The sequence below is a fragment of the Ilumatobacter sp. genome, from assembly GCF_049588435.1.
Classification (GTDB): Bacteria; Actinomycetota; Acidimicrobiia; order Acidimicrobiales; family Ilumatobacteraceae; genus Ilumatobacter_A.
This window is the reverse complement of record NZ_JBAVYV010000580.1, coordinates 1-10,663: the sequence shown is the minus strand read 5'-3', so window position 1 is coordinate 10,663 and position 10,663 is coordinate 1. Positions and strand designations below refer to the sequence as shown.

Genomic DNA, 10,663 nt, shown 5'->3' with positions numbered 1-10,663 from the left:
GGGTGAGCGCGACCGCCGACGAGGCGGTCAGGTCGGGGTGCGCGCACAGGAAGTAGAGCTGCAGGGTGTCGTCGCGGGTCGGTCCGGCCCCGGCGGGTGGTTCGGCGTCGATGCGGTTCTCGCGGTTGCGGCGGGCTGTGTCGGATCGGACGGCGTCGATGAACGCGCGCCATGCCACGGTGATGAGCCACGATTCGGGGTCCGACGGCGATTCGATCTTCCACACGCTCAGCGCTCGGATCATCGCTTCTTGGACCGCGTCCTCTGCCGTGGCGAAATCGGCGCCACGGCCGATGAGCGCGCCGAGCACACGAGGAGCGAGCTGGCGCAACTCGGCGGCATCGACCGTCATCGAATCGCCTCCCTCAATCGAGGATCGTTGGTGGTTCCGACATCACGGGTCGCAGCTCGAGCCACTCATTGATCGGCTCACCCCCGGCACCGGGCGCCGCAGACAGTTCGGCGGCGAGTTCGAGGGCGCGTTCGTGGCTGTCGACATCGATGATCATGAACCCGGCGATGAGGTCCTTGGTCTCTGCGAACGGACCGTCGGTCACCGCCGGTCGGCCGGGCCCATCAGCGCGAACCCACATCCCATCGGCGATGAGCGCCTGTTCGGCGACGAACTCGCCGTTTCGTTCGAGCTTGGCGGCAAAGTCGGCCATGTACTTGACATGGGCGTCCCACTCGCCCGGAGCCCACTGCTCGGGCGGGACGTCGTTCGGTGGCGCCGGTGCACCCCGGTAGTGCTTCAACAGTAGGTACTTGGCCATCGTGTACTCCTTCTTCCTCGGTGGCACCGTCAGTTTGTCACCGGCGCGTCGTTGGCTGCCCGGCGTCGATCACGTTGCTGGACGAGTTCTTCGACAGCGGTGGGGAGTGTGCGTTCGAAGTCGATCAGCTTCGCCCAGGTGGGGGTGATGACAATGCGCACCATCGTCGGGTACAGCGAGCGCACTTCGATCTCCCATTCGCGGCGCTGTTCGGCGGTCATCTGGTAGGTGGAGTTCGCGGTCATGTATTCGTCCGGGATCCCCTCGACCTCGTCAAGTTCGGCGGCTCCTCGGATCAGCAAGATCTGCGGCGGGTGGACCTCGGTGTCGATCGTCAACGCAACCACCGGGCTGCGCCGGAGCGATGCGACCTTCGGGGCGTTCGGAGTCGTGCACATCACGATCTCCGAGCCGTTCCAGACGAACGCGATCGGCACCGCCCTCGGGGTGCCGTCGGTGGCGATGTAGGCCAGACGAGCAATGTCACGATCGAGGAGCGTGCGGCTGATCGGGTCGTCGAGCACGGTCGCGGTGCAGGAAAGGGCGGTGGTGTCGGTGACGTTCATCGTGGATCTCCTTGTCTCGGCGACTCGTTCGGCCGCGTGCACCCCTGAGACGGAGCGAGATCCCCGGTCTCGACATCTTCGGCAAGAATTCCTGGCGCCGGGCTGCGGCACGTCGGTGCTCGACCACCCGCGCCAGATTGTGCAGTCGACCGATGTTGCCGCGGCCACTCCGGTGCTTCCATCACGCGTACACCGATCCCGATGATCCCCGATATCGGCCGTGATCGATGCATCGGGGATGCCCGATGGCATGACGAAATCCTCGCTCTCGACAGGATCCGACAGCACTCGATGTGCTCGCACGGCCCACGCTCGAACGTGAGGAATGCGTGCCCACCGACGGCACTTCGGGAGCAGTCTTCTTGGTCAGTGCCGACCTCGGAGGGAGCTGGGACGACAGGACCGTGATGAGTCACACCGAACCCGGTGGACAGGCTTCGGACCAGGACAGCAACAGCAGGCCACGCGCCCAGACCGTTCGGGCTCTGAGTCGGTCGTCAGCCGGCAAGGGCCGAGTCGTCGACCCAGCTGCCGTGGAAGCCGAAGGGAACGCGTTGTGGGAGATGGATTCGAGCGACCGGATCGCTGCCAGGCGCCGATGCATCGAGGATGACGAGATCGGAGGAGTCCTCGGACGCGTTGTACACGAAACCGATCGCCCAGCCCTCGTCTTCGCCAGCAGCATCGTCATCTTGCACGAAGACGAACTCACTCGGGAATGCGTCAGGCCCGAGGTCGTAGGTGGCTTGCGTGCCCGTGACGACATCCCACCTCACGACGACTCCGGGTTCACGAAGCGTGGTTTCGCTGCCGTCGCGGTGGCTCACCCCCCAGCCGTACCGGTGCGGGAGGCCGACGACCCGGTCATCGACGCGCGAGAAGGCGTGCGTTCTCTCGTCGATCCGCTGTTCGTTGACGGCACCGGATGCCAGGTCGAACGTCCACCGGTGCAGGTGTGCCGGAGGGGTGTAGACCTCCGGCTGCATCGACATCGATGCGTGACGGCCGACATCGCAGACCACGACGTTGTCGTCCACGTACGCATTGAGCGGGTGGAACACGTAACACGGGTCGATCTCGAACCAGCGAATGTCGGCGTTCGCGCCCATGCGCGGCATGATGCCGATGCGCGCGCCGTAGGTGTCGTCCCACCCGATCGGCGACTCCAGGTTCGACAGATCGAACACGATCGGGAGGTCCATGAAGATGGCGTGGTCTCGGGTGATCATGAAGTCGTGCATCATCGTGCCCTTCGGCACGTCGATCTCGGTGGAATGGACGAGCGCTCCGCCGGCATCGAGAACGTGGTACGTGAGGAAGGGCGGGAACGGGGAGTAGCCGAAGAAGTGCAGCTCTCCGGTCTGGGGACACAGTTTCGGGTGTGCGGTGAATGCCGTCGTGAGCTTGCCGCCGAAGTCGTCACTGCCGATCGTGTCGAGTTCGGGGCTCAGCTCGTACGGAAGGTGGAGCTCCTCCAGCGCCCAGATCCGTCCGGCATGGGCCAGCACACTCGTGTTCGCCGAACTGGCAGTCGGGTCGAGCATCACCTCCGGGTCGCTTGCATCCAATCCCCTCTCGAACTTGGTGGTCTGTACGTACCGGTTGCGATACCAGGCCGCGTTGCCGGCGTCGAGGCGGACGCCGTGCACCATCCCGTCACCGGCGAACCAGTGGCTCGACATCCCCGAGGGCGGATTGGACCCGGTGCGCAGATAGCGGCCCGACAGCGTCGGCGGGATGGAACCCGTGACCCGCAGGTCGACGTCGGTGACCTCGTCGAAAACGGGCCCGAAGTTCCCATCGACGAACCACGGAGTATGAGCGGGGTCGGTCCGGGCGTCGATGTCGAGCTCTGTCATGCTGCGATCCTGACAGAAGACGTCCGGCGCGAGCGTCCCGGAACGGTCGGGGCGGTCGAACCGGTCGGACAACCCGCCCAAGACGCGAGGCCCGCTCGTAGCAATCGGTGTCCCCTACCGCCGGATCTGCGTGGTCGAGTCCCTTGACGGGATGAACATTCTGATCGCTTTGGCCGCTGCCGAGCGCGATCGGGCGCCACAGGTGGCCGCTGCGTGTGGTTTATCGACGGAGCAGGTTGACCAAATGGTCTGCGGCGTCGGAGCGTCGTGCTTCATTGTTGAGGTCTCGTTGCACGAGCGACCAGGCGATCGGAGGCGGAGCCGGTTCGAGCGGGATCATGGTGACGCCTGAGCTGGTGTCGACCATCCAGCTGGGAAGGATCGAGCACCAGGTGGTCGTTGCGATCAGGCTGGCGATCGCGGTGACGGATTCCAGTCGGAGGATGCGGTGAGGGAACGCGCCCGCTGGGCCGAGGAAGGTGGCTTGCTCGAATCCTGCTTGCGGTGTCGTCGAGTAGGTGACGTAGTCGGCGTCGGCGAAGTCATCGGGTCTGAGCACGTTCCGATCGCGGAGCGAGCTGGGCTCTCCGACGACGCCGACCAGGTGGTCATCGAAGAGCGGACGAGAATCGAGTGGCCCGGTTGCTGGTCCGGCATGGAGGGCCACGTCTGCGCGGCGATCGTTGAGCAGACGGTGAGCGTCGCCGGCCGGGGCCCGCACCACTTCGAGGCCTGCGGTCTCAGGGGTCTCGCCGAACTCGACGATCGCTGATGTCAGCCAGGGCGTGTAGTCGAAGATGTCGATGGCGACGATCAGTGCAGGTTCGCCTGCCGTGCTGAGCCACTGAGCATCGACTTCCCCAGCAGTCAGTGCCCGCTCGCTCGCGTCGGCAGCCTCGACCAGGCGCTGCGCCGCAGGGGTCAGGGCGAGACGTCGGCCGACGCGAACCGTGAGCGGAAACCCGAACCGCCGCTCGGCCTGCTGCAAACGCTGGCTCGCCGCCGACTGGGTGATGAAGAGCCGATCCGCCGCCCCGCTGACGGTTCCAGCCCGCGACAATTCGAGGAGCAGCTGGTAGTGGGAACGATCCAACACATTCGGAACTCTAATGGTTTGGAGCTCCAAGTCGAGATTGTCTGATGGGACGGTGAGGCGGAGACTGGATCCATGACCAACACGCTGCTCAACCGCCTCGACGTGTCGACCTTCATCGACACCGATCGCTACCCGATCCACCGGCCCGAAGATCCGAAGCTGCAGCAGATCATCGCCGACGCCCACCGCGAACTCAACGCAACCGGATGCGCTCACCTGCCCGCCGTGTTTCGCCCCGAAGCACACGAACAGTTGATGGACGAGACCACCGCAGCGGCACCCGACGCGTTCGAGCTGACGCGAGCCCTGACGCCCTACGGCGACGGCGGCCAGCACGACGATTGGCCTGCCGATCATCCCCGCAACCGAACCGGGACGATGTCGAACGGTTTCGTCGGCAAGGATCTGATCCCGGCCGACACGATGATCCGGTCGCTCTACGACGACCCCGACTTCAAGCGCTTCGCTGCTGACTGCATGGGCATCGACAGGCTGCATCAGTTCGCCGACCCGATCCGTGGGCTCGTCATCAACGTGATGAACGACGGCACGCAGATGCCGTGGCACTATGACGCAAACGAGTTCATCGTCAGCCTGATGACCCGGAAGCCCGCTGCCGGTGGCACGTTCGAGTATTGCGCCGATCTCCGCGAGCCGGGCGACGAGCACTACGACGATGTCCAGCAGGTGCTCGACGGTGACCGGGGGCCGGTGCGCACGCTCGAACTCGACGTCGGCGACCTGCAGCTGTTCCGCGGTCGGTATTCACTGCACCGCATCGCTCCGGTCGACGGCATCCGGCACACGGTCCTCTTCGGGTACTCCGAGACGCCCGGATACATCGGTGGTGTCGAAAGCACCCGCTACGGCTACGGACGCGTCACGCAAGAACATCTCGACGCAGCCGGTCAGCACACCGACGGCCTCGCGGGCTGACCGATGTCCCTCGATTCGCTCCAACCCCTCGACGCCCCGATCGTTCCCGACTTCCTCCTTTCCGACGACGTCGACAAGCGAGCAGCACGCGAACGGCTCGCCCGTCTCCGCACCACACTCGTCGCACACGACGTCGGCGCAGCCGTCTTCTTCGACGCCATCAACATCCGCTACGCCTGCGGCGTTCGCAACATGCAGATCAACACCACCCGGAATCCCGGGCGCTACGTGTTCGTCCCGGTCGAAGGGCCAGTCGTCCTCTTCGAATACAGCGGCTGCGCGCACCTGTCCGAAGGGTTCGACACCGTCGATGAACTGCGACGCGCTCGCGGCCTGCACCCCTTCTACGGCGGCGACCACTACCGACGCCATCTCGACGAATTCGTCGACGACATGCGCGAACTCACGAAACAGTGCGGCCTCGAGGGCCAGCGACTCGGGATCGAGCGGTCACCGATCGAGGCCGTTCCCGCCCTCACGGCAGCCGGCTTCGACGTCGTCGACGCATCGCCGATCATCGACCGCGCCAAGTCGATCAAGCAGCCAACCGAACTCGAACTCATCCGTGCGTCGGTCGCCGGGACCGAAGCCGCCGTGGCCTGGATGGAGAGCCAGATCGTGCCTGGGCGCACCGAGAATCAGGTGTGGGCCGAGCTCAGTCGCGCCCTCATCGCCGGCGGCGGCGAGTACTTGGAGACACGTCTGTTCAACTCGGGTGGGAACACGAACCCCTGGTTCCAAGAAGCCAGCAACAAGATCATCGCTGCGGGCGAACTCGTCGCGCTCGATACCGATGCCATCGGATGTCACGGCTACTACACCGACCTGTCACGAACGTTCCTCGCCGGCGAGCAGGCTGCAACGCCTCGCCAACGCGAGCTGTACTCCATGGCCTACGACCAGTTGCAGACCAACATCGAGCTGATCGAAGTGGGCAAGTCGTTCCGCGACTACGCCAACGATGCGTGGAAGATCCCTGACGAGTTCGTCGCACACCGATACCTCGGACCCGTGCACGGCAACGGCATGGCAGCCGAGTACCCGATCGTGCTGATGGCCGACGTCCTCGACGACGCCGGCGTCGAAGGCGTGTTCGAAGAGAACATGACCGTCTGCGTCGAGAGCTTCCTCGGGAGCGACCGAGGCGGCGAAGGCGTGAAACTCGAAGACCAAGTTCTCATCACCGCCAACGGCACCGAGCGGCTCACCACATACCCCTTCGACGACCGACTTCTCGATTCCAACTCAGCCTGACATCCCGCCGACGACCGAATCGTCGTCACCCGCAAACGGTCGGCCCGCAGCCGTGCCCGTGGCCGTCGGTCACGATCACCCACCGGCATCATGCCGAAGCCCATCTCCCGCAGTCCCCCGGGATACAAAGTTCACAGATGGTCAACGCCATCCCAGAGGCGTTGTACTCGAAAGGCTGCGCCGGATGCGAGAACGTCGCTGGGTCGACCCGCTGGAACGGCGGCATCGTCGCCACGACCGGATCCGTCTCTCGTCACGCATCCACGCCCCGCCCCGTCAGGTGCACTGTTCGACGGCGGCAATACTGTCCGGCATGGGGAAGCAACTCGAGGCACTCGCCCAGAATCCGGAGCAGAAGGCATACCTGCGAGAGATTCGTCGTCGGGAGCGGCGCGCGACTTTGAGCACGCGTGGTCGCTACGTCGCGATTCATTTGTCGTGGATCGTCGTCCTCCTCGCCGGAGCTGGTGTCCCGCTCGCTCAAGCGCTCGGATCCCCTGCGTGGGTTGCGGCGATGCTGGGGTTCGTCGTAGTGGCGTTCCAGGGCTTTGACCGGATCTTCGGGCGGACGTCGGAGGGGTCGCGCTCGATGGACCTGCTTCGGAGACGTCTTGCCCGCGAGCAGCGGCTGATGCTCGCCGGAGGCGGCCAGTACGCCGCAGGTGTCGATCGGATCGAAGTGTTCGTCGACCGATGCGAAGACCTGCTCCTGGCCAACGATGACGAGATGGTCAACTACTTCGCCAGCTTGGCCGAAGACCGGTCCGGGTAGCGAACGGACGAGCTCATCTCGGTTCGGTGCGGTGAACGACGTGATCGGGCAAAGCCGCTGCCCCGATCCGCCGCCGCAACAGTGACCGCGAGCTCCGACAACAAATTGGCCGGGTCATCAGGCAATTCCGGTGCTGATGGTGGCGGCGGTGGCCCCGACTGCGAAGACTTCGGCTACGAGTTCCGGATCGAGCCGGGGACGATCCGCACAACCTCGACGGTGACGGCGACGGGTGGGCCTGCGAGGTCTGGTAGCTGGACGCACCTGTCGGGACCAGTGACGGGCTCACGGAGCGAGGGCTCGCGCCGCGGAACGAAACCGAGGAGGCGGTCCACACCGCACACCGCCAACACCACGGGCCGAGAGCCCTACCGAAGCACGCGCGCATGCCCCCGAACCAGCAAAGGAGTTCATCGACGCAGTGTCAGAGTCCGAGCGGAACCGCAGATGGACGAGCGTCAGACCCGCGCCTCGAACTTGTGTCACAATCCAGTAGCAAACAGCATCTCAGCGATCGGTCCCTTCCACCTGCTCACGAGGGGTTTCAGCGAGACCACTCCGAGGGTGTCAAGCCCCGGTACCCGTGTTCCGGTTTGGCTTCGGTAGCTGTGTTCCAGTGCCGGAGGGGGTTTCAGGCTGCGTTGATTCGTGAGGGTCGGCCGCCGGCGTTGGCGAATGCACCGTTCTCTCGGGAGCGGTCGTGGCGGATTGGGAGCACTTTCAGGAGTTCGCCACCGGCGGAGATCTCGACGGTGTCGCCAACGATCGCGACCTGGACCTGACGGCGGCAGTGCTTCTTGCTGATCCGATAGCCGTGCCCGGCGAAGCTGACCGAGCCCGATGAGTCGACCTTGCGCGTCACGCTCTGGCCGACCGTTGCTTGCTTCGGTCGCGGCCGCGACGCCCTCGCTCTGCGAGCCAGCGCCGGCTTCTCTTTGGCCGGTCGGTGACGTTGGGCGTGCGTCGCGATCAACACGCCTTGATGGTGGATCGACACCAGACCATCAGCGACGGAGACGTCGACGGTTTCACCGTCGAGCCACACCCCGACCGGATACAACACCGCGGCGAAACTGATCTTGCCGGTCCGGCCGACCTTGCGCGTCGTCGACGGCTCCTCGGTCGAGACGACCGGAACGGCCGGCTCCGACGCGGCCAACCTGAAGCGTTCCCACGGGACCACATCACCAATGCCTTGATGGCGACGGTCGTGGTTGTATTCGTGCACCCACCTATCGAGCTGGGCCTGAGCGTCGGCGATCGACTCGAACACTTTGCCGTTCAAGAACTCGCGGCGCATCGTCTTATGCCACCGCTCGATCTTGCCGGTCGTGGTCGGCGATCGAGGCCGGGTGAGGATGTGTTTGATCCCGTTCTCGCGACAGATCCGATCAAACAGAACTTCACCCTTGCCAGGCCCGAACCTGCCGGTGAACACTTTGCCGTTGTCCGTCAGAATCTCTTGGGGCAGACCATGTGATCGCATCGCGTTGGTGAGCGCTTCGCACACCGGGCGCGCGGTCGCTCGCTCGACGACGTGGGCGGAGATGATGAACCTCGAGTGATCATCGATCCCCGACACGATCGACGCCTTCCACCCGTTCACCAACCGCACCCCGCCGACAACGTCCATCTGCCACAACTCCATCGACCGCGACCGCTCCCACCGTCGATAGTCCGCCTTCTTGCGACGACGCGCTTCGGGCACGATCAGCTGGTGACGGACCAGACACCGATAGATCGCTGAGCGTGACGGCAACGGTTCAACTTGCTCGGCTTCGAGACGGAACCTGATCGTGCGCGGACCCCAACCCGGCTGCAATCGTCGCAGCTCCACGATCCGCGCCTCGATCTCGGCCGGCATTTGATGCGGACACGACAGCGGCTTCGCGGACCCATCCGCCAGACCGGCCAGCCCGTCGGTCGCGTATCGGCGCAGCCATCGATGGACCGTCTGGCGCGTGACGCCATAACGGAACGCCACGTCAGTGACCGACGACGAGTCGTTGACCACCTCCAACACAGCCGCATAACGCTGCTCCACAAGCCTCAACTCCACCAACACGATGACGACCCTCTCCACGACTGATGAGAATGAACATCACCATCGAAGAGGGCTCAGCACCAGTTGTCGAGAACACACGCGCGTAACGCAGCTACCGAAGCCACTGTCGCCCGGCTACCGGAGCCAGACCCGAAACTGGAACACACCAACCGGAGCCAACATGTCAAGCATGAACCGGATCAGCACAAGCGAGACCACTCCGAGGGTTCCAGTAGCAAGCGAATCCCGGAACGGAAAGAGCCACTCCGAAGAGTGGCTCTGACCTGGTGTTTCGATTGGCAGCCCGTACGGGATTCGAACCCGTGCCGCCACCTTGAGAGGGTGGTGTCCTAGGCCTCTAGACGAACGGGCCAAGCTGCGTGCACCCACCGGGGCAGGTGCGGACATTGACGATAGCGCCTCAGACGGCGATTTCGCACGGTGACCCGAGCCCTCCGAGAAAATGCGCTGCGTCGATACGGACTGGCGCCGATAACGTCGGGGCCGCACCGATTCCGGTCCGCTCAGCGGGCGGGATGACCGCACTCTGGGGTGTGGTGTAATTGGCAACACGACAGTTTCTGGTTCTGTTATTAGGGGTTCGATTCCCTTCACCCCAACCATTCCGACAGCCGGCCCACACGGGTCGGCTGTCGTGATTTTCGGGCCGGCCACTCCCCCGCTGGTCGACCTCGATCGTGGGCGGTCCCGGTCAGTCGGACAGTTCGGCGAGCCGGTCGAAGCCGATGATCCGCCCCACCGCGACCCCCGCAGCTTCCTTCAGGTGACGGAACACCGATTCGCTCCCGGTCACCACCGACGTGTCGGTCGACGAGACGGATGCATCGAGGCCGACCTCGTCGGCGATCAACTCACTACGCAGAGCGTGGTACGGGTCGGTGACGATCACGACACTGTTCAAGCCCCGCTCACCGAGCATCTCGGACACGGCGGCCAACGACTCGTACGAGTCCGATCCCCCGTTCTCGAGCAACACTGCCGACTCGGGGATACCGCGATCCACCAGGTAGGTGGCCGATGCCTCGGCCTCGGTGAAGCGATCCGCCGGAAGCTTCCCACCGGTCACGACGACCAGCGGCGCCACCTCGTCGGGCCAGATCTCGACGACGTGATCCAAGCGCGCCGCAAGCTGTGGTGACGGTCGCCCGTCGTACTGCGCTGCGCCCATCACGACGATCGCGTCGACGGGATCCCGGTCGTCGGCTCGCCCGGTCGACCAGACCTGGGCGAGGGTGACACCGTAGTAGACGACCCCGGCCAACAGCACGAGGCCGACAGCCATCGCGATTCGTCGTCCGAGCTTCGACGGGCGCTTCCCGGCGCGCTCCGATCGATACGTCGC

Annotated in this window: 10 protein-coding genes and 2 tRNA genes; 4 read left to right on the top strand and 8 right to left on the bottom strand. The window is 64.8% G+C overall.

Going from position 1 to position 10,663, the window contains the following annotated elements:
- The 5 genes from WBV89_RS21865 to WBV89_RS21845 form a co-directional block, all read right to left on the bottom strand.
- Window positions 1-352 (bottom strand): sigma factor (locus WBV89_RS21865; RefSeq protein ID WP_423983445.1); only part of this gene is annotated, 352 nt, incomplete at its 3' end.
- Between the two features lie 13 nt (window positions 353-365).
- On the bottom strand, window positions 366-773 hold the full coding sequence (locus WBV89_RS21860) for a YciI family protein (protein ID WP_423983444.1): 408 nt from the start codon (window positions 771-773) through the stop codon (window positions 366-368).
- A 29-nt stretch (window positions 774-802) separates the two neighbouring features.
- Window positions 803-1,339 carry a pyridoxamine 5'-phosphate oxidase family protein gene (locus tag WBV89_RS21855; protein WP_423983443.1) on the bottom strand — a complete coding sequence of 179 codons (537 nt, stop codon included), beginning with the start codon at window positions 1,337-1,339 and terminating at the stop codon, window positions 803-805.
- Window positions 1,340-1,836: 497 nt separating this feature from the next.
- Window positions 1,837-3,198 (bottom strand): carotenoid oxygenase family protein, encoded by a 1,362-nt coding sequence (locus tag WBV89_RS21850; RefSeq protein WP_423983442.1) that lies wholly within the window; start codon window positions 3,196-3,198, stop codon window positions 1,837-1,839.
- 220 nt (window positions 3,199-3,418) lie between these two features.
- Complete coding sequence (locus tag WBV89_RS21845; protein WP_423983441.1) at window positions 3,419-4,294, bottom strand: LysR family transcriptional regulator; 876 nt, start codon at window positions 4,292-4,294, stop codon at window positions 3,419-3,421.
- 72 nt (window positions 4,295-4,366) lie between these two features.
- On the opposite strand from WBV89_RS21845, the gene WBV89_RS21840 reads away from it, so the two are divergent.
- From WBV89_RS21840 to WBV89_RS21830, 3 genes are all read left to right on the top strand, one after another.
- Window positions 4,367-5,230 carry a HalD/BesD family halogenase gene (locus WBV89_RS21840; protein ID WP_423983440.1) on the top strand — a complete coding sequence of 288 codons (864 nt, stop codon included), beginning with the start codon at window positions 4,367-4,369 and terminating at the stop codon, window positions 5,228-5,230.
- A 3-nt stretch (window positions 5,231-5,233) separates the two neighbouring features.
- A complete protein-coding gene (locus WBV89_RS21835; protein ID WP_423983439.1) occupies window positions 5,234-6,484 on the top strand; it encodes a M24 family metallopeptidase in 1,251 nt (416 codons plus the stop codon).
- 313 nt (window positions 6,485-6,797) lie between these two features.
- Entirely contained in the window at window positions 6,798-7,256 is a 459-nt protein-coding gene (locus tag WBV89_RS21830; RefSeq protein ID WP_423983438.1) for a hypothetical protein, read from the top strand.
- A 631-nt stretch (window positions 7,257-7,887) separates the two neighbouring features.
- Here WBV89_RS21830 and WBV89_RS21825 read toward each other — a convergent pair.
- Window positions 7,888-9,339: an IS481 family transposase gene (locus WBV89_RS21825; protein WP_423983437.1), complete on the bottom strand. Its 1,452-nt coding sequence runs from the start codon at window positions 9,337-9,339 to the stop codon at window positions 7,888-7,890.
- A 258-nt stretch (window positions 9,340-9,597) separates the two neighbouring features.
- Window positions 9,598-9,673 (bottom strand) — tRNA-Glu (locus WBV89_RS21820).
- A 175-nt stretch (window positions 9,674-9,848) separates the two neighbouring features.
- On the opposite strand from WBV89_RS21820, the gene WBV89_RS21815 reads away from it, so the two are divergent.
- Window positions 9,849-9,923, top strand: a tRNA-Gln gene (locus WBV89_RS21815).
- An 89-nt stretch (window positions 9,924-10,012) separates the two neighbouring features.
- Here WBV89_RS21815 and WBV89_RS21810 read toward each other — a convergent pair.
- A partial coding sequence (locus WBV89_RS21810) for a YdcF family protein (protein WP_423983436.1) occupies window positions 10,013-10,663 on the bottom strand: 651 nt, incomplete at its 5' end.

Excerpts from the sequence above, each read along its gene's own strand:
- WBV89_RS21860 (WP_423983444.1), bottom strand. The coding sequence starts at position 773 with ATGGCCAAGTACCTACTGTTGAAGCACTACCGGGGTGCACCGGCGCCA.
- WBV89_RS21855 (WP_423983443.1), bottom strand. The coding sequence starts at position 1,339 with ATGAACGTCACCGACACCACCGCCCTTTCCTGCACCGCGACCGTGCTC.
- WBV89_RS21850 (WP_423983442.1), bottom strand. The coding sequence starts at position 3,198 with ATGACAGAGCTCGACATCGACGCCCGGACCGACCCCGCTCATACTCCG.
- WBV89_RS21840 (WP_423983440.1), top strand. The coding sequence starts at position 4,367 with ATGACCAACACGCTGCTCAACCGCCTCGACGTGTCGACCTTCATCGAC.
- WBV89_RS21835 (WP_423983439.1), top strand. The coding sequence starts at position 5,234 with ATGTCCCTCGATTCGCTCCAACCCCTCGACGCCCCGATCGTTCCCGAC.
- WBV89_RS21830 (WP_423983438.1), top strand. The coding sequence starts at position 6,798 with ATGGGGAAGCAACTCGAGGCACTCGCCCAGAATCCGGAGCAGAAGGCA.